Origin of the sequence: Peribacillus sp. NPDC058075, from assembly GCF_042885195.1 — a bacterium.
GTDB lineage: Bacteria > Bacillota > Bacilli > Bacillales > DSM-1321 > Peribacillus.
The window spans coordinates 2,094,793-2,111,359 of the sequence record NZ_JBHVSL010000001.1 but is presented as its reverse complement, the minus strand read 5'-3'; the positions used below and the strand labels follow the sequence as shown (position 1 = coordinate 2,111,359).

Here is a 16,567-nt window from a genome sequence, read left to right as displayed (position 1 = left end):
TACGTTTCTGTATTATTTCAAGTACAACCACTTTCTTTACGTTTAAGAAAGTGGTTTTTTGTTTGCAAAAAATAGGGGTGATAAAAGGTTTATATTCGTGAATTTTCTTAAAAAATATCATTTGGGGGTAATGGACATGAAGTTTTCAGAGGAAATCCGTCAGGAAGCTGATCATATTTGGGAAGCTAGTTTTAATCACCCGTTTGTTGCAGGAATAGGAGATGGCACATTGCCATTGGAGAGTTTTCGTTTTTATGTCATGCAAGATGCCTATTATTTATCTCATTTTGCTAGAGTTCAAGCTTTAGGGGCAGTTAAAGCTACTGATTTACATACAACAAGCAGGCTTGCCGGCCATGCACAAGGAACATATGAAGCGGAGTTGAAGCTTCATGAGAATTTTTCTGAGAGATTAGGCATCACAAAAGAAGAACGGGATAATTTCAAACCTGCCCCGACTGCTTATGCTTATACTTCCCATATGTATCGTGCGGCTTATTCGGGACATTTAGGGGATGTTATTGCAGCTATCTTGCCGTGTTACTGGCTGTATTACGAAATAGGTGAAAGACTGCAAGGGTGCCTGCCCGAAGAGCCGATTTATCAAGAATGGATAGCGGCTTACGGAGGGGAGTGGTTCCGCACGTTGGTGGAAGAACAAATTGCGAGGCTTGATGAAATTGCTGAAAAAGTGACAGACGAAGATAAGGAACGAATGAAAGAGCATTTTATCCTCAGCAGCCAATATGAATACTCATTTTGGGAAATGGCTTATCGTTTAGAGACATGGCCTGTGCATAAGGAAACACTAGAAGTATAAAGGGGAATGAAACAATGAAAAAAGGATTGAAATTAACGGACATATTGGTAACGATCGTGATTGCGGTAGCATTTGGAATCGTTTATATCCTTTGGGGTTCGATTTATTATTCCGTTAAACCGTTAGGATTACATTTGGATCAACTTATTTATGGAATGTGGTTTATAGCCGGCCCCGTCGCCTTTTTAATTTTACGGAAACCGGGTGTGGCACTTTTGGCGGAGATAGCAGCAGCTTCCGGGGAGTTCTTTCTTGGTTCACCATGGGGGCTGACCGTACTTTTATATGGGGTGGTACAAGGTTTGTTCGCGGAACTGGTGTTCATGGCGTTCAAATATAAAAAATTCAATATGCCGGTGGCCGTTTTAGCTGCGATAGCTTCCTGCCTGGCATCAGTTATCATGGATTTTGCATACGGGGAAATAGGTGCGCTTTCTACTTGGAATCTATCGTTATTCATGATAGCGAGGTTTGTGGGTTCCATATTCTTTGCAGGTGTTACCGCTTATTATCTAGTTAAAGTCCTGGAAGCAACAGGCGTAACTAATCTTGTGCGTCCGGTTTCAAATAAAGATTATGCAGAACTGGATCAAAAGTAGAGGTTGAGGGCCATGGAACCAATCGTTTCTGTTGAAAAGTTAAGAATGAAATTTCCCGGTGATGAATCTTTGATATTCAAGGACCTATCACTATCGTTTGATCAGGGAGAAAAAGTGCTTTTGTTGGGACCGTCAGGATGTGGTAAGTCGACTCTTTTACAAGTGTTAAGCGGATTGATTCCGAATTCCATCGAAGTACCGATGAAAACGGAGAAATTGAAATGCCCTTCTTCATGGGGGTATGTTTTTCAAGACCCTGATAGTCAGTTTTGCATGCCATTTGCCGATGAGGAAATTGCCTTCGTCCTAGAGAATCTTTCCGTCCCGAAAGAAGAAATGAAAGAGAAGATTCAAAATCATTTCCGTAAAGTAGGATTGAACCTGGGCCATACAAGTATTGAAACATTATCAGGCGGGATGAAACAGCGTCTGGCAATCGCTTCAGTATTGGCCCTTGAACCAGAAGTGATATTTTTAGATGAACCAACCGCCATGCTTGATCCCGAAGGAACGAAAGAAATCTGGGAATTGTTAAAGGAAGTCGGAAGAGACAAAACGGTTATTATCGTCGAGCATAAAATTGACCATGTTTTAGAATTCATCGAAAGAATCGTGCTTTTTAACGGTGACGGTCAAATCATAGCTGATGGTCCAAGAGACACCATTCTTTCACTATATAAAAATGAAATGAAAGAACATGGAATTTGGTTCCCGGGTGTTTGGGATGAATATCTACAGAAGTATGCACCGATTCGGGAACACCCCTTTATAGATGGCTCACTCCTTATGGATGTGCAAGGCTTTAGCGGTTTTCGAAATAAAGAGGAAAAAATCAAGGTTGATGAGCTGATGGTACATTCAGGGGAATGGATTGTAGTCAGGGGTGAAAATGGCGCGGGGAAGAGTACGCTTTTGCATGCATTGATGCAGTTCATAAAAACGAATGGTAAATATGAATTATTGGGAACACCCATTAAAAGGGTGAAAAATCCAACGGATCATATGACGTTTGTCTTTCAAAATCCTGAGTTTCAGTTCGTTGCAAATACTGTATATGAAGAGATTGCTTATTCATTGCGAATTGATAAAAGGCCGCAGCAAGAAATAGATGAGAGAGTCCGCTCATTGCTTAAAGTGTTCCGCCTGGAGGCACATCGGGATAAACATCCGTTTCAATTATCAATGGGTCAAAAGCGTCGATTAAGCGTAGCCGCCTCAATCGTAATAGACAAAAAAATCATTCTCCTCGATGAACCAACCTTTGGCCAAGATTCGAAAAATACCTTTGCATTACTGGTATGGTTTGAGGAATATCGAAGGCGCGGAATAACAGTGATCATGGTGACTCATGACGATCATATTTCAAAAAACTTTGCAACTAGGATCTGGACGGTTAAGGATGGAAACGTAATATCTGATCAAAACATTGCGCAATCAGGATTTGTGAAGACCAAAGGTAAAAGGAGTGTCATGTAGATGAATGATTCAAATGCAGAAACATGGCTCCATAAAATTAATCCAAGCCTTAAACTTGGTGTACTGATTGTGTTATGCATCGTGGCGTTATTCATTCATGACCTGAATTATATGATGAATATCACCTTTGGCGTATTACTTTTATTTTTGTTTTTTACCGGACATTCGATAAAACGCATCTTACTTTTGTCGATTCCCTTTTGTTTCATTTTTATATCCACCTCTTCTGCAATGATACTATTCGGGCAAGGTGAGACGCTTTGGTTTGAGTGGGGCCTTATATCGATTACGGAAGAAAGTTTCATGAGGGGATTATTGGTAGGCTTTCGAGCTTTGTTCTTTGGGGTCCTTGGTTTAACTTTTTCCTTAACGACGAGACCAGTGAACCTGTTTTATTCGTTAATGCAGCAAGTTAAGCTTAAACCGAAATATGCCTATAGTTTCATGGCGGCATTAAGGCTGATTCCCATCATGATGGAGGAGTTCCAAACGATACGAAACGCGATGAAGGTACGCGGCTTTGAAAGGGGAAGAGGGATAAAAGCGTTATATTTTAAAATGAAAGCCTATTCCATCCCGTTGTTATCCGGAAGCATCAGACGTGCTCACCGTATCGCGGTTGCGATGGAGGCAAAGCGATTTACAGATACACGGGATCGAACATTCTATTATGAATTCGGTTTTTCCAAAAAGGACCATGGTTTCATTTTGTATTTTATCATCCTGTTGTTGGCCGGCTTTTATCTGTCGATTCAATTCCCGTTAGTTTCTATTTGATTTTATGATTGTAACTTTACTTGTTAGGGGTCCTTAGTATGAATGCACATGAATTGCATATTATTTCTACTGGGAAACAGCCAATTGAAAAGTTTGTGGAAATCGCTTCAAGCATTCAGGAACATGTTGATTTCTTTTATCTAAGGGAAAAGCATATGAGTGCATCGGAACTTTATCGAGCAGTGACCTTACTACATGATAATAAGATTCCGCTTTCTAAGATCATCCTTAATGACCGGGTGGATGTAGCTTGGGTACACAAAGTATTTGGTGTGCAATTGGCTTTTCATAGTTTAGATGCGGGAGTTGTAAAAGGAGCTTTTCCAGGGATGAATGTTGGCTGTTCGATCCATTCCATGGATGAAGCGAATGCCGCATTCAGCAAAGGGGCCGATTACGCGATTTATGGACATGTTTTTGAAACGGATTCAAAAATCGGCCTTCCTCCTAGGGGAGTTGAGGAGCTTCATGCAATCTCAAGAAATGTCAATCTTCCGATAATTGCGATAGGCGGAATAACCCCTTTCAATTGCCAAGTCGTGCTGGATGCGGGGGCATGTGGAATTGCGGTCATGTCAGGTGTCCTTGAAGCAAAAAATCCGATTGAAGCCGTTAAAGAATATTCGAAGTCTTTGGGAAAGGAGACTTAAGATGAATTCCATATATGATGCAATCATTGTTGGGGGAGGAGTAATAGGCGGATCCGTTGCTTTTCAATTAGCCAAACGAGGTAAAAAGGTCCTCTTATTGGAAAAAGATAGACTGGCCAGCAAAGCATCTAGTGCTGCAGCCGGGATGTTAGGGGCACAAGCCGAGTTAGATGCTGATCATCCGCTTTTTACATTGGCAAGCCGAAGCAGGGAGATGTTTCCTGCACTGTCGGAAGAATTAAAGGACATAAGTGGAATAGACATCGAATTAGTGAACAAGGGCATGTTTAAGGTGGCACTAACGAATGATCAGGTAGCCGAGTTGAAAAACATGATCAGAGTCCAGCAAGATGCGGGACTTGAGGCTGAGTGGCTTTCGACTGCCGAAATAAGGAAAACGGAACCGCTTCTATCAGATGAGATTAAGGGAGCCATGTTCATTCCGAAGGATGGACAAGTTTCAGCCACTAGGCTGTCACTCGCTTTTACTGAATCTGCCGCTGCCCTTGGTGTAGATATAAAGGAATTTGTTCATGTCTCCGACTTAGTTACGGAAAACGGATGTGTAACGGGAGTGGTGACGAACATAGGTGCATTTTTAAGTGGAAATGTCATCGTGGCAGGTGGAGCTTGGAGTGCTTTCCTCCTTGAAAAATCAGGGGTGAAACTCGACAGTTATCCTGTAAAGGGAGAGTGCTTTTCAGTCCTGACCGATCGTCCATTGCTTGGAAAAACGATCTTCTCGCATGGCTGTTATCTTGTGCCCAAAGTTGGCGGAAGAATCATTGTCGGGGCAACGGTTAAGGCGGGCACTTTCGATCAAAAGGTAAGTCTTGACGGGATTTCTACATTAATAGAAAGAGCAACGCAATTGCTTCCGGCGATTAAAGGAACCGAATTGGAAAAGACATGGGCAGGTATACGCCCACAAACTGGGGACGGCTTGCCGTACTTTGGTGAACATCCGGCATGCAAAGGACTTTTCATTGCAACGGGGCACTACAGGAATGGCATCCTGCTTTCCCCAATTACAGGTGTACTTATAGCGGATATTTTGGAAAGGAAGATAAATCCCGAATGGTCCGCTTTTCGATTGGACCGTTCGATACAGACCCTTTTATCTTAATGGAGGTGGTTGAATTGGAATTGGTCATTAACGGCGAAAAAATACGGATTCCTGCTGATGAATCAACAGTTACAGGACTTTTGCAACACTTTAATTTACATCAAAAAGTAGTGATTGTTGAATTGAATGATGAAATATTAGCAAAAGAAAGTTTAAGTGAAACACTTTTGTCTAATGGAGACAAGGTAGAGATTGTACATTTTGTAGGAGGAGGATGATTATGTTAAAGATTGGTTCTTATGAATTTTCTTCAAGATTATTATTAGGTACTGGAAAATATCCAAATTTCGATGTTCAAAAGCAATCAGTGGAGGTTTCGGAGACGGAAATATTAACATTTGCGGTCCGGAGAATGAATATTTTTGAAGCAAGTCAGCCCAATTTTTTAGAAAAGCTTGATTTGAAAAAATACACACTCCTTCCCAATACTGCAGGAGCTAAAACTGCCAAGGAAGCAGTGCGCATAGCCCACCTTGCAAAGGCATCTGGATTATGTGACATGATAAAGGTAGAAGTCATTGGCTGCCAAAAAACACTGCTGCCTGATCCGATTGAAACATTGAAAGCTGCTGAAGAATTAGTGAAATTGGGATTCACCGTATTACCCTATACTTCGGATGATGTGTTGCTCGCTAAACGCCTGGAAGAAGTGGGGTGCCATGCAATCATGCCTGGAGCTTCACCAATTGGCTCTGGTCAAGGCATTATAAACCCACTGAACTTACGATTCATCATGGAACAATCAGAGGTTCCAGTAATTGTTGATGCAGGGATTGGGACGCCCTCCGATGCGGCAATCGCCATGGAATTAGGGGCGGATGGCGTATTGCTAAACACTGCTGTTTCGGGAGCAAAAGACCCAGTCAAAATGGCGAAAGCAATGAAACTTGCCATTGAGGCAGGTCGATTAGGGTATGAAGCAGGAAGAATCGAAAAAAATGATTATGCAATAGCAAGCAGCCCAGTTGAAGGATTGAGCATTGGATGAGTGAACGTTATTCACGTCAAGAACTTTTTGGCCCTATAGGAGAAGAAGGGCAATTGAAAATTTGCAAAAAACACGTTTTGGTGATTGGAGCAGGTGCTCTCGGTACGGGAAATGCGGAAGGTCTTGTACGTGCCGGAATTGGGAAACTTACCATTGTGGACAGAGATTATGTAGAGTGGAGTAACCTTCAAAGACAACAGCTTTATTGTGAAGATGATGCACAAAAAAGAATACCGAAAGCAGTGGCAGCGAAGAATCGTTTGAATGTGCTAAATTCGGACGTTATCGTAAAATCGCATGTGGCGGATGTTTCGGTTGATGAACTGGAGAAGCTGGTTGAAGGCGTGGATTTAATATTGGATGCCACAGATAATTTCGATACCAGGATGCTTATAAACGATACTGCGATAAAATATAAAATACCTTGGATTTACGGGGCCTGTGTAGGGAGTTATGGGATAAGTTACACGGTGATCCCAGAGGAGACCCCATGTTTGAATTGTTTGCTGGAAACGGTTCCAATGGGGGGACTGACATGTGATACGGCGGGAATCATCAACCCTGCTGTTCAAATGGTCGTTGCCCATCAACTGACGGAAGCATTGAAAATCCTTGTCGAAGATCATGCATCGCTAAGAAACAAAATCGTTTCGTTTGATCTTTGGAAAAATGAACATTCATCCATAAATGTAGCGCAATTAAAAAAAGATAACTGTTTGTCATGCGGGTCAAATCGAACGTATCCACACCTCTCTTATTCAAATCGAACAAAAACAGCCGTTTTATGCGGAAGGGATTCTGTCCAGATTCGGCCGGCAATGAAGCTTGAACGAGACTTAGCGGAACTTGAAAAAAATCTTCTCGCACAAGGTGGTAAGATCGTCAGGAATCCTTATTTACTTTCATTTACTACCGGAAACCATAGGTTGGTCGTTTTCAAAGACGGAAGGGCATTGATTCATGGAACAAAAGATATTGCAGAGGCTAAAACGTTATATCATCGTTATATTGGCTGAAATGAATGGCGAACTTGAAATTCACGTTTAAACTGTGAAGGAGTGACAAAAAAAGAAGCCCTTATAATAGGAAGGAATCGAACATTTTCCATGTGATTTATTTGCTGCACAAATATAAAACGAAAGCGGTGTCTGCCTTTTTGGGGCGGCACCGCTTTGTTTTGGAACGTTTATTTAAGCAGTCTACATATCATGACTGCTATTATGCTTCTGACGGGAGTGCTGTCGGTTTTTCACCTTATGAGAACCGCTTAACGGTGCAGGTTGACCTGAGTTATTTCCTTTAGGTGCATTTTTTCGAATATCTTTACCATCGTTTTTGTTCATGTGCGATCCCTCCTATCTCTTAAGATAATCAGTCCGTGAAATTTTATTCACATACATATATTTGCAAACCTCGTACATGCTATGGATGGACACTAAATAAGGAGCTGAACCAAATGCAGGATAAACAAGATAAGCGAAGGACTTTCCAGGAAGCCCAGCAAAGTTATCAGCAAGTATTTGATGTATACTCATCCATTGAGAAGAACGAACCGAATTACGGAACGGAATTGAAACATGTGAAGCAGGAAGTGAACGAGGCCTATCAGCAAATACAATCTGCTTTAGTCACCGCTTCCGAACATCAGAAAGAACAATTGAAAAAATTCGAACAGGATATTCAGGCAATCGTCAATGAGGTCAATTCAGAGGACTATTGAGTGACAGGTTCCATCATCCTGAGTTCATGCACTTTACTTCTGCGTTTCCTGATTTTAGAATGGAATAGGCTTTTTGAAAAATGCAGTCAACTGCCCTTTCAAAAAGCCTATCCTGTTTAAAGCCTAGAAATGAAGGAAATCATTGGTTTTTCTTTCTTTTTTTATTGTTTTGCCTTTGCATTTCCGATAATGGCGGTTCATTTCCCATTTCATCATTGTATCCGGCTCCATTACCTTGCGCTTTTGCAGCATTCATACCCGGTATAACATGATTTGCCTTTTGTTTTGTCATTTCGACACCTCCACCCATAGAATGCGATAATGTCGAATGATTATGTATGAAGTACTAATATGTTTTACTGGAATAATTTATCAGGCCGTAAATACGGGTATTTCAATAAAAATCATATCAGCAAGGCTTCCTAAATGCACTTTAATATGTGGGGGATTTTTTTCTATAAGAGAAACTTATCAAAAACAATAACTTTCTTGTTATTTACTTATACTCATTTCTATATTAGTATTAAGTTGAAGGAAGAGTTAGGGTGGGAGAAGAGAGAGAAAATTCGACAAACTAACTTTTTTACTTATATTTATAGTAAACATGGTTTCAGTGAACCAGGTTTTACTTTTATGTGCAGAATACGTTCTGACAGTTTAATAGGGGGTAATATTCATGACGAAAAATGACGTATACCAAGCGCGTAAGTCCTTTGAAATTGAAGGGAAACGCTACAACTACTACAGCCTAGACGCTATTGAACAAGCAGGGGATGGCAAAGTATCACGCCTTCCATACTCCATTAAAGTATTACTTGAAGCGGTACTTCGCCAAGTAGACGGAAGAGTAATCACTAAAGAACACGTTGCGAACCTTGCTAAATGGGGAACAAGCGAGCAACAAGATATAGATGTTCCGTTCAAGCCATCACGTGTAATCCTACAAGATTTCACTGGTGTTCCAGTTGTTGTTGATTTAGCTTCTTTACGTAATGCTTTCGCAGCTCTTGGTGGAGATCCTGACAAAATCAACCCGGAAATCCCGGTTGACCTTGTAATTGACCACTCTGTACAAGTTGATAAAGCAGGTACGATGGATTCCCTTGATGCCAATATGGATCTTGAATTCGAACGTAATGCAGAGCGTTACCAGTTCCTAAGCTGGGCTCAAAAATCATTCAACAACTATCGTGCAGTTCCACCGGCAACGGGTATCGTTCACCAAGTTAACTTAGAGTACCTTGCGAACGTTGTTCATGCTGTTGAAACTCCAAACGGCGACTTCGAAGTATTCCCTGATTCTGTTTTCGGTACAGATTCACATACTACAATGATCAACGGTATTGGTGTTCTTGGTTGGGGTGTCGGCGGTATCGAAGCAGAAGCAGGAATGCTTGGACAGCCATCTTACTTCCCAGTTCCAAAAGTTGTTGGTGTTAAACTGACTGGTCAACTTCCTAAAGGTACAACAGCTACTGACCTTGCATTGAAAGTAACACAGGTTCTTCGTGCACACGGCGTAGTTGGTAAATTCGTTGAGTTCTACGGCCCAGGAGTAGGATACCTTCCACTTGCTGACCGTGCAACAATCGCTAACATGGCTCCTGAATACGGTGCTACAGTTGGTTTCTTCCCTGTTGATGCAGAAGCTATCGATTACATGCGCTTAACAGGCCGTGATGAAAAACAAATTAAAGTGGTTGAATCATACTGCAAAGAAAATGGATTGTTCTACTCTCCTGAAAACGAAGACCCAGCATACAATGATGTTGTGGAAATCGACCTTTCAGCAATTGAACCAAACCTTTCAGGCCCTAAACGCCCGCAAGATTTGATTCCACTTTCTCAAATGAAAAAATCTTTCCATGACGCGATCAATGCACCTATGGGCAACCAAGGTTTTGGCATGGACAATTCTGAATTGGATAAAGAAGTAACTGTTAAATTTGCCGATGGCAAAGAAACGGTAATGAAAACAGGTGCGATTGCAATTGCTGCAATCACAAGCTGTACGAACACTTCTAACCCGTACGTAATGCTTGGAGCAGGTCTTATTGCTAAAAAAGCAGTTGAAAAAGGCTTGACTGTTCCGGATTATGTAAAAACATCATTGGCACCAGGTTCTAAAGTTGTTACTGGTTACCTTCGTGATGCAGGTCTTCAACCATACCTTGATCAATTAGGATTCAACGTAGTTGGTTACGGCTGTACAACATGTATCGGTAACTCAGGTCCATTGGCTGACGAAATCGAAGCAGCAGTTGCTGAAGCAGATCTTCTAGTAACTTCAGTGCTTTCTGGTAACCGTAACTTTGAAGGTCGTATTCATCCACTAGTGAAAGCAAACTATCTTGCTTCTCCAACTTTGGTTGTTGCATATGCACTTGCTGGTACTGTGGACTTCGATCTAAACAATGATTCACTTGGTAAAGACAAAGATGGTAACGATGTATATCTTGCTGATATCTGGCCATCACAAGAAGAAGTTAACGCTGCTGTTAAAGCAACGGTTACACCGGAATTATTCCGTAAAGAATACGAAACAGTATTCAACGATAACAAACGTTGGAATGAAATCCAAACAAGCAACGAAGCGATTTATGCTTTCGATTCTAAATCAACATACATTCAAAATCCTCCATTCTTTGAAGGATTATCACCAGAACCGGGTTCAGTTAACCCACTTTCCGGCTTGCGTGTAGTTGGTAAATTCGGTGACTCAGTTACAACTGACCACATTTCTCCTGCAGGTGCAATCGGTAAAGATACACCAGCTGGTATCTATCTTCGTGAAAACGGTGTGAAACCGCGTGACTTTAACTCTTACGGTTCTCGTCGTGGTAACCATGAAGCGATGATGCGCGGAACGTTCGCAAACATCCGTATCCGTAACCAAGTTGCTCCAGGTACAGAAGGTGGATACACAACTTACTGGCCAACTGGCGATGTAATGGCTATCTATGATGCTTGTATGAAATACAAAGCTGATGGAACAGGTCTTGCAGTCATCGCTGGTAAAGACTATGGTATGGGAAGCTCTCGTGACTGGGCTGCGAAAGGTACTAACCTTCTTGGCATCAAAACAGTCATCGCTGAAAGCTTTGAACGTATTCACCGTTCAAACCTTGCATTAATGGGTGTTCTTCCACTTCAATTCAAAGAAGGCGAAAACGCTGAAACACTTGGATTGACTGGTAAAGAAGCGATCGCAGTTAAAATCGACGAAACAGTTAAACCGCGTGATATCGTAACAGTTACAGCTACTGATGAAGCTGGAAACGTAAAAGAATTTGATGTACTTGTTCGTTTCGATTCCGAAATCGAAATCGACTACTACCGTCACGGTGGTATCCTTCAAATGGTATTACGTAATAAATTAAAAGGCTAATTTCAGCTTTTAGGAAGCGGTAAACCTATTTATCAGGTTTACCGCTTTTTTTTGTGTCAAGTTTATGAAACAATGTGACATCATGTTATGATTTAAAGGAATTGCACTTTTCCGCAGGTCCTTTTATTGTTAAGATGGAATAGGGAAGTTGTTCTATTTCTGGAAATGGACTAATACTTTTGTTGTAATGGGACTAGGGGGACGAGTATGCTTAAAAAAATTATTGCTTCGGTGGCCTTACTATCACTTATTACTGTAGCGATCGTGCAGGCGATGGATAATGACTCAAAGGAAAATGACGAAAATGATGCTCTAGGCGGATTGAAAATAGGAGCTAAAGCTCCGAATTTCTCCCTGAAAACTTTAGATGGGAAACAAGTTGAATTATCCGATTACAAGGGCAAAAAGGTCATGCTGAATTTTTGGGCAACGTGGTGTCCGCCTTGCAAGAAAGAAATGCCGGATATGGAGAAATATACACAGCAAGCGGGTGATGATGTCGTCGTACTTGCCGTCAATATTGACCCTGAAAATGATGTACAAGCTTTTGTAGAGGACAATGGAATTACTTTTACCATTCCGCTGGACAGTCAAAGTGCAAAAAATCCAGTGAATGAGCGCTACAAGATTCTTAGCATACCGACCACTTATTTCATTGACAAAGAAGGCATCATCAGGAATAAGGTCATTTCAGCCATGCAATTAAAAGATATGGAACGAAATATAAATAGTATGCAGTAGGGGAAAAACCCAGCTAAATACTTGTGGCTAGGAAATTTGGCGGCAGTTAGAGGGTTCTGAAAACAAAGAATATTTTGATTACGTTTTGACGGAACCTTTATGAGGTTCCGTTTTATTGTATGTTAACAAAGTTGTCAAACTTTAATGGGAAAATCAAAAAATTTAAAAAATTATGGTTAATGTTCATGGAAAAAGGGTTAAAGTATAGAGAGCGGATAAATGGAATTTTAATCAGAATAAAAATCTGATAATTATGATAATTTAAGGGATGCGAACCATATAGTCATAATTTTACGTTAATTTGGCAATACTGAAAATTATATTAAAAATAAGTAGGTGAAAAGCATGAAAAAAAGAAAAAGGACATTTGAAGAATTAATTAAAGAAAACAAAAGGGAATTATTGATGGACGTTAAGCAAATGGAAAGACTTGAGGAACGTCTTGAAAAAAAACATATGCAAAAGGCTGAATAGCTTTTGCTTAAAATGAGCCAGTGCCATGAAGGTCCCTTCAAGGTAATGGCTCTTTTTTCATGGCTTTTTCAAAAACTGGCATTCATGAATTTCCTCTTTTTTATCCATGATAAGAGAAGGAGGCGATAAGAATGGGTAATCCAAAAAAAGATTCAAAACACTTTAGACCGAGCCATCAAGGGACACAACCAATAGCAGCGGGTGGGAATAACGGTAAGAAAATGCAGGACAAATCAGGCAAACATGCTCAGGTCATTCAAACAAAAGGCGAGTAATCTAAGCTAATAAAGTAATCGTAATAATATTATGTAAATAAAAACATGAGGTGAAATTAATGGGCACAAATAAGCACAATCCGGATAATCGTTTGGATAATGTTGAAAAAATTCAAGATGCAATAGAAAATACGGAAGAGAACATGACCGCTGCAAATGAAACGTTATCATTCTCTTCAGGTGTGGAGAAACAGGCAATTGAGGCTAAAAATGAACGAAGAAGAAAGAGCATCGATGGTATGAAGGAAGAAATGCAAGATGAGCAGGAAGCACGGGAAAGCGGTTATAGTAACGATAATATGTAATCAAATAAGGGAAGGGGAGAAAGACGCGAGAAATCTTTCTCCTCTTTTATTTAGGTTCATCGAAGGGATACAGTCCAGATTAAGACAGCTTAAATGAAATTTGCACAATTGTTATGGTAAAATGTTTATTGCAATAGAAATGAAAGCGGGGAAACAAAATGTTCATAGCTGAAAACGAAATTGAAGTGCGGTATGCAGAGACAGATCAAATGGGTGTTGTTTACCATGCGAATTATTTTATATGGATGGAACTGGGCAGGACAAAATTGATAAATGATTTAGGGTTTTATTATGCTGATATGGAAGCGGATGGTATCCTCTCGCCTGTTATGGATATTCAGGCTTCGTATAAAACCCCTGTTAGATATGGCGATAAGGTAAAAGTTAAAACCTGGATTGAAAAATATGACGGCTTGCGGGTCGTTTATGGGTATGAGATCGTTAATGGGAAAAATGAAGTGGCAGCTACAGGTCATTCTTCCCACGTTTGCGTTAAAAGGGAGAGCTTCCGCCCGATATCCATTAAACGCATGTATCCAGAATGGCATGAGGCCTATGAGAAAAATAAAAAACAGGATGATTTAATTTAATTATAATGATTGAGGTGATCAAAAATGGCTTTTGGGATAAAACGGGTAGACGTAGTAGCGTGGAAGCAGAAAATCGATCAAGGCCAAATAGCTTTTTTGACACATTATTGGCTGGATGACCGATTTCCCGGCTGCAAGACGGTTACAAAAGTCGGATGCAAAGATTTACGGCTTTTATCGGAGTGGGGTAAGCAATACGGGCTTAAAAAAGAGTGGATTCATCACAGGAAGGATGGTTATTCACATTTCGATCTTTTAGGGGAAAAGCAAGCGGAAATTCTTAGGGCGGAAAATATTAAAGAGCGTCTGCTCGATTGAACAAGAAAAAACAGCAGTTTACACCGCTGCTTTATTGTCAAACACTCTTTTCATAGTGAAATTCTGGTTCAGTCAGTTTTTCATTAAAAGTAATAAGTAAATCATGACCATCAAAGTACCATAAATCTTTTTCTTCTACATAAAAATTAATCTCATTCATAGTTGTTGCGGCTGCTGCAGTTTCAGGTTCTTCCTGCATGATACCTAAAGAAAAGCCGCTTTGGACGGTACTATGCCCGCCATATCTTACATAAAAGCGTAAATGAGAGCCTTCTTGAAGCCCCAGCTCATCCATATACCACTTAGCTGCTTGATCGGAAATGGTCAGTTTCATACTCATTCTCCTTCCTAGAGGTTCGTTATTTAAGTATAAAGTAATTATGAAGTAGATGCGAATAATGTGCGTTCAAGAAAGGAAATAACCCATGGATATTATCTATAATATTTGTTTCATAACGCGAAAAAAATTCAATGAAGTCGAAGTGTTGATGCTATTTCGCCAAAAGAATCCCAATAAGCATAAATGGAATGGTATAGGCGGGAAGATAGATCAAGGTGAAACCATCGATGAATCGATGGAACGCGAAATTTTTGAAGAAACTGGATTGAAAGTAAGGGGGATGGCCTTTCGGGGGATCGTGACTTGGAATCAAACGGGTGGAATGTATGTTTACAGAGCTGAAGATGCAGGGGGCGGGCTATCTGCCTGTGATGAAGGGGAACTTGCCTGGAAGCCGTATCAATGGGTTATGGAGGCAAGTGATGTTGTGTCCCATATAAAGTATTACCTAAAAGATATATTACAGGATGAACCACCACAAGAATTTGTCTGTACCTATGAAAATGAACAATTAATATCAGTCAAAAAAAGGCCATTGCCTGATTGGGCAAAAGAATTGACTTTCAATTGAAAACCGCCCATGTGCGGTTTTTTGCTTTTTTTGATTCCTAAGCTAAATATAACTAAGTAGCAGATACATTAGGTCATATCCCGATTTATAAGGCAAGAGTATTTAATTAGTAACTGGGAGGATTCCATAGGGGACCGAAAAGAAAAACTATTTATGCGACGAAATTAAGGTCGTTTTGCACACATAGAAGTATTGTATTCACTAAAATAGCTGCAGATTCCTGCAGCTATTTTGTATTTCCTTTTTCTTTTGCTTCAGCCTCGGCAAGCTTTCTCAGCAAAACAGGTGTAGGCATATGCATGATTTGCTCTAAAGGCAAGTTTAGTGACTTGGATAACTTTAATGCGGTTTCTGGTGATATTTGCAATGGCTTCATGGCATTTTCTCCTATCGATATGTAATAACTAGTTACAGTGTAGCCTCTGTTCCACTATTATTCAATCCTTATTTGACCATTTCTCCATTGAACGAATACCAAACCATTCTTTCAATTTGAAGTTAATGTGGAAATGATATAGGTCCTTTTACCTTGACAAAAGAATTACATGAAGTCCAGAATAAAATAAATGATGGATTCTGCAGAAATGGAAATGACAATGACAATCCAGGGATCAGTGTCAATCATCCAGGAAATCGGTAACACTATTGAAAAGGTTTCGAGTCCCGGTATCCTGAATAACACGGCAAATGAATGGTGGAAAGTAAAATAGGCCCATGCATACGGGCCTATTTTCACTTGGATATGGTGTGTATTACAACCACTTTACCTTCGGTTCAGTTTTATCGATAATCCGCTTGATGTTTGCGCGATGCCGGTAAAAAATGAAGATCGTTATTATACTGATTACAATAATGAGCGCCGTGTCATCAATATGAAAAACTAAACTGTAGATGAGAGCAAGCAAACAAGCAATCATGGATGAAAGCGAGACATATTTGGATATGTATAAGGATATAAAGAAAATGATGACGGCAAAGACAAAAAACCATGGTTCATAAGCAAGAATGACACCCGCAGAAGTTGCCACCGCTTTTCCGCCCCGAAAGTTTGCAAAAATGGGAAACATATGACCGATGACCGCAATAACTCCGGCTAGCAATAAATGCATGTCCACGCCTAGAATATGCGGCAGGAAAGTTGCTAGGGTACCCTTAAGTATATCCATGATGGTAACAGTTAGTCCTGCCTTGACACCAAGTGTCCTGAAGGTATTTGTCCCGCCCAGATTTTTACTGCCATGCTCCCGGATGTCGATTTTGTAAAATGTTTTACCAATTATTAAACCGGAAGGAATCGAACCGATCAGGTAGGCAGCCAGTATAGTGATAAATGTAAGCATTCTATTTCCCTTTCTTTTAAGAAAAAATCTTCTTTTTTTATCACGTTCAAGGGACGATTGTTTCCCTTT

Annotated in this window: 24 protein-coding genes; 19 read left to right on the top strand and 5 right to left on the bottom strand. The window is 40.4% G+C overall.

The genetic code is table 11. The annotated features are described in order from the left end of the window. Positions 1–136: 136 nt before the first annotated feature. The 9 genes from tenA to ACFVS1_RS10410 are packed head-to-tail and all read left to right on the top strand — an operon-like array spanning position 137 to position 7,452. The gene (gene tenA / locus ACFVS1_RS10450) at positions 137–820 is read left to right on the top strand and encodes a thiaminase II (RefSeq protein WP_387547052.1); all 684 of its coding nucleotides are present in this window, start codon (positions 137–139) and stop codon (positions 818–820) included. Positions 821–834: 14 nt separating this feature from the next. Beyond that, entirely contained in the window at positions 835–1,419 is a 585-nt protein-coding gene (locus tag ACFVS1_RS10445) for an ECF transporter S component (RefSeq protein ID WP_230176404.1), read from the top strand. Positions 1,420–1,431: 12 nt separating this feature from the next. Beyond that, the gene (locus ACFVS1_RS10440; protein WP_387547049.1) at positions 1,432–2,895 is read left to right on the top strand and encodes an ABC transporter ATP-binding protein; all 1,464 of its coding nucleotides are present in this window, start codon (positions 1,432–1,434) and stop codon (positions 2,893–2,895) included. Continuing rightward, the gene (locus ACFVS1_RS10435) at positions 2,896–3,672 is read left to right on the top strand and encodes an energy-coupling factor transporter transmembrane component T family protein (protein WP_352924764.1); all 777 of its coding nucleotides are present in this window, start codon (positions 2,896–2,898) and stop codon (positions 3,670–3,672) included. Positions 3,673–3,710: 38 nt separating this feature from the next. Continuing rightward, positions 3,711–4,322 (top strand): DUF561 domain-containing protein, encoded by a 612-nt coding sequence (locus tag ACFVS1_RS10430; protein ID WP_387547046.1) that lies wholly within the window; start codon positions 3,711–3,713, stop codon positions 4,320–4,322. A gap of 1 nt (position 4,323) precedes the next feature. Further along, complete coding sequence (thiO, locus tag ACFVS1_RS10425; protein WP_352924768.1) at positions 4,324–5,448, top strand: glycine oxidase ThiO; 1,125 nt, start codon at positions 4,324–4,326, stop codon at positions 5,446–5,448. A gap of 14 nt (positions 5,449–5,462) precedes the next feature. Then, entirely contained in the window at positions 5,463–5,666 is a 204-nt protein-coding gene (gene thiS, locus ACFVS1_RS10420) for a sulfur carrier protein ThiS (RefSeq protein WP_101221892.1), read from the top strand. A gap of 2 nt (positions 5,667–5,668) precedes the next feature. Continuing rightward, positions 5,669–6,436 (top strand): thiazole synthase, encoded by a 768-nt coding sequence (locus tag ACFVS1_RS10415; protein WP_063233542.1) that lies wholly within the window; start codon positions 5,669–5,671, stop codon positions 6,434–6,436. Beyond that, a complete protein-coding gene (locus ACFVS1_RS10410) occupies positions 6,433–7,452 on the top strand; it encodes a thiazole biosynthesis adenylyltransferase ThiF (protein WP_387547042.1) in 1,020 nt (339 codons plus the stop codon). The genes ACFVS1_RS10415 and ACFVS1_RS10410 overlap by 4 nt, the downstream gene beginning before the upstream one ends. 183 nt (positions 7,453–7,635) lie before the next feature. On the opposite strand, the gene ACFVS1_RS10405 is transcribed toward ACFVS1_RS10410, so the two are convergent. Then, on the bottom strand, positions 7,636–7,779 hold the full coding sequence (locus ACFVS1_RS10405; protein WP_230176398.1) for a small acid-soluble spore protein P: 144 nt from the start codon (positions 7,777–7,779) through the stop codon (positions 7,636–7,638). 113 nt (positions 7,780–7,892) lie between these two features. On the opposite strand from ACFVS1_RS10405, the gene ACFVS1_RS10400 reads away from it, so the two are divergent. After that, positions 7,893–8,156, top strand: a complete 264-nt coding sequence (locus ACFVS1_RS10400; protein ID WP_352924772.1) for a DUF2524 family protein — start codon at positions 7,893–7,895, stop codon at positions 8,154–8,156. 139 nt (positions 8,157–8,295) lie between these two features. Here ACFVS1_RS10400 and sspO read toward each other — a convergent pair whose 3' ends face one another. Further along, entirely contained in the window at positions 8,296–8,448 is a 153-nt protein-coding gene (sspO, locus tag ACFVS1_RS10395; RefSeq protein WP_241588759.1) for a small acid-soluble spore protein O, read from the bottom strand. Positions 8,449–8,832: 384 nt separating this feature from the next. On the opposite strand from sspO, the gene acnA reads away from it, so the two are divergent. From acnA to ACFVS1_RS10360, 7 genes are all read left to right on the top strand, one after another. Next, positions 8,833–11,544, top strand: a complete 2,712-nt coding sequence (gene acnA / locus ACFVS1_RS10390) for an aconitate hydratase AcnA (protein ID WP_387547039.1) — start codon at positions 8,833–8,835, stop codon at positions 11,542–11,544. 207 nt (positions 11,545–11,751) lie between these two features. Next, entirely contained in the window at positions 11,752–12,285 is a 534-nt protein-coding gene (locus tag ACFVS1_RS10385) for a TlpA disulfide reductase family protein (protein WP_352924776.1), read from the top strand. Between the two features lie 345 nt (positions 12,286–12,630). Further along, positions 12,631–12,759 carry an FbpB family small basic protein gene (locus ACFVS1_RS10380; protein WP_072272906.1) on the top strand — a complete coding sequence of 43 codons (129 nt, stop codon included), beginning with the start codon at positions 12,631–12,633 and terminating at the stop codon, positions 12,757–12,759. 131 nt (positions 12,760–12,890) lie between these two features. Further along, a complete protein-coding gene (locus tag ACFVS1_RS10375) occupies positions 12,891–13,034 on the top strand; it encodes an acid-soluble spore protein N (protein ID WP_048678620.1) in 144 nt (47 codons plus the stop codon). A gap of 59 nt (positions 13,035–13,093) precedes the next feature. Further along, positions 13,094–13,339: a small acid-soluble spore protein Tlp gene (gene tlp, locus ACFVS1_RS10370; RefSeq protein WP_352924778.1), complete on the top strand. Its 246-nt coding sequence runs from the start codon at positions 13,094–13,096 to the stop codon at positions 13,337–13,339. A gap of 158 nt (positions 13,340–13,497) precedes the next feature. After that, complete coding sequence (locus ACFVS1_RS10365; RefSeq protein WP_387547034.1) at positions 13,498–13,929, top strand: acyl-CoA thioesterase; 432 nt, start codon at positions 13,498–13,500, stop codon at positions 13,927–13,929. Positions 13,930–13,953: 24 nt separating this feature from the next. Next, complete coding sequence (locus ACFVS1_RS10360; protein WP_352924782.1) at positions 13,954–14,247, top strand: hypothetical protein; 294 nt, start codon at positions 13,954–13,956, stop codon at positions 14,245–14,247. A 37-nt stretch (positions 14,248–14,284) separates the two neighbouring features. On the opposite strand, the gene ACFVS1_RS10355 is transcribed toward ACFVS1_RS10360, so the two are convergent. Further along, positions 14,285–14,581, bottom strand: coding sequence for a HesB/YadR/YfhF family protein (locus tag ACFVS1_RS10355; protein ID WP_241588753.1), 297 nt, complete (start codon positions 14,579–14,581; stop codon positions 14,285–14,287). Positions 14,582–14,672: 91 nt separating this feature from the next. Between ACFVS1_RS10355 and ACFVS1_RS10350 the strand changes: the two genes are divergently transcribed. After that, positions 14,673–15,158, top strand: coding sequence for an NUDIX hydrolase (locus tag ACFVS1_RS10350; protein WP_352924785.1), 486 nt, complete (start codon positions 14,673–14,675; stop codon positions 15,156–15,158). A 226-nt stretch (positions 15,159–15,384) separates the two neighbouring features. Here ACFVS1_RS10350 and ACFVS1_RS10345 read toward each other — a convergent pair whose 3' ends face one another. Further along, positions 15,385–15,534 carry a YycC family protein gene (locus ACFVS1_RS10345; protein ID WP_065310839.1) on the bottom strand — a complete coding sequence of 50 codons (150 nt, stop codon included), beginning with the start codon at positions 15,532–15,534 and terminating at the stop codon, positions 15,385–15,387. A gap of 190 nt (positions 15,535–15,724) precedes the next feature. On the opposite strand from ACFVS1_RS10345, the gene ACFVS1_RS10340 reads away from it, so the two are divergent. Next, entirely contained in the window at positions 15,725–15,868 is a 144-nt protein-coding gene (locus ACFVS1_RS10340; RefSeq protein WP_352924787.1) for a hypothetical protein, read from the top strand. Positions 15,869–15,910: 42 nt separating this feature from the next. Here the strand turns inward: ACFVS1_RS10340 and plsY are convergent, their stop codons facing one another. Continuing rightward, positions 15,911–16,498: a glycerol-3-phosphate 1-O-acyltransferase PlsY gene (gene plsY / locus ACFVS1_RS10335; RefSeq protein ID WP_352924789.1), complete on the bottom strand. Its 588-nt coding sequence runs from the start codon at positions 16,496–16,498 to the stop codon at positions 15,911–15,913. Between the last annotated feature and the right edge of the window lie 69 nt (positions 16,499–16,567).

Excerpts from the sequence above, each read along its gene's own strand:
- tenA (WP_387547052.1), top strand. The coding sequence starts at position 137 with ATGAAGTTTTCAGAGGAAATCCGTCAGGAAGCTGATCATATTTGGGAA.
- ACFVS1_RS10445 (WP_230176404.1), top strand. The coding sequence starts at position 835 with ATGAAAAAAGGATTGAAATTAACGGACATATTGGTAACGATCGTGATT.
- ACFVS1_RS10440 (WP_387547049.1), top strand. The coding sequence starts at position 1,432 with ATGGAACCAATCGTTTCTGTTGAAAAGTTAAGAATGAAATTTCCCGGT.
- ACFVS1_RS10435 (WP_352924764.1), top strand. The coding sequence starts at position 2,896 with ATGAATGATTCAAATGCAGAAACATGGCTCCATAAAATTAATCCAAGC.
- ACFVS1_RS10430 (WP_387547046.1), top strand. The coding sequence starts at position 3,711 with ATGAATGCACATGAATTGCATATTATTTCTACTGGGAAACAGCCAATT.
- thiO (WP_352924768.1), top strand. The coding sequence starts at position 4,324 with ATGAATTCCATATATGATGCAATCATTGTTGGGGGAGGAGTAATAGGC.
- ACFVS1_RS10415 (WP_063233542.1), top strand. The coding sequence starts at position 5,669 with ATGTTAAAGATTGGTTCTTATGAATTTTCTTCAAGATTATTATTAGGT.
- ACFVS1_RS10410 (WP_387547042.1), top strand. The coding sequence starts at position 6,433 with ATGAGTGAACGTTATTCACGTCAAGAACTTTTTGGCCCTATAGGAGAA.
- ACFVS1_RS10405 (WP_230176398.1), bottom strand. The coding sequence starts at position 7,779 with ATGAACAAAAACGATGGTAAAGATATTCGAAAAAATGCACCTAAAGGA.
- ACFVS1_RS10400 (WP_352924772.1), top strand. The coding sequence starts at position 7,893 with ATGCAGGATAAACAAGATAAGCGAAGGACTTTCCAGGAAGCCCAGCAA.
- sspO (WP_241588759.1), bottom strand. The coding sequence starts at position 8,448 with ATGACAAAACAAAAGGCAAATCATGTTATACCGGGTATGAATGCTGCA.
- acnA (WP_387547039.1), top strand. The coding sequence starts at position 8,833 with ATGACGAAAAATGACGTATACCAAGCGCGTAAGTCCTTTGAAATTGAA.
- ACFVS1_RS10385 (WP_352924776.1), top strand. The coding sequence starts at position 11,752 with ATGCTTAAAAAAATTATTGCTTCGGTGGCCTTACTATCACTTATTACT.
- ACFVS1_RS10380 (WP_072272906.1), top strand. The coding sequence starts at position 12,631 with ATGAAAAAAAGAAAAAGGACATTTGAAGAATTAATTAAAGAAAACAAA.
- ACFVS1_RS10375 (WP_048678620.1), top strand. The coding sequence starts at position 12,891 with ATGGGTAATCCAAAAAAAGATTCAAAACACTTTAGACCGAGCCATCAA.
- tlp (WP_352924778.1), top strand. The coding sequence starts at position 13,094 with ATGGGCACAAATAAGCACAATCCGGATAATCGTTTGGATAATGTTGAA.
- ACFVS1_RS10365 (WP_387547034.1), top strand. The coding sequence starts at position 13,498 with ATGTTCATAGCTGAAAACGAAATTGAAGTGCGGTATGCAGAGACAGAT.
- ACFVS1_RS10360 (WP_352924782.1), top strand. The coding sequence starts at position 13,954 with ATGGCTTTTGGGATAAAACGGGTAGACGTAGTAGCGTGGAAGCAGAAA.
- ACFVS1_RS10355 (WP_241588753.1), bottom strand. The coding sequence starts at position 14,581 with ATGAAACTGACCATTTCCGATCAAGCAGCTAAGTGGTATATGGATGAG.
- ACFVS1_RS10350 (WP_352924785.1), top strand. The coding sequence starts at position 14,673 with ATGGATATTATCTATAATATTTGTTTCATAACGCGAAAAAAATTCAAT.
- ACFVS1_RS10345 (WP_065310839.1), bottom strand. The coding sequence starts at position 15,534 with ATGAAGCCATTGCAAATATCACCAGAAACCGCATTAAAGTTATCCAAG.
- ACFVS1_RS10340 (WP_352924787.1), top strand. The coding sequence starts at position 15,725 with ATGATGGATTCTGCAGAAATGGAAATGACAATGACAATCCAGGGATCA.
- plsY (WP_352924789.1), bottom strand. The coding sequence starts at position 16,498 with ATGCTTACATTTATCACTATACTGGCTGCCTACCTGATCGGTTCGATT.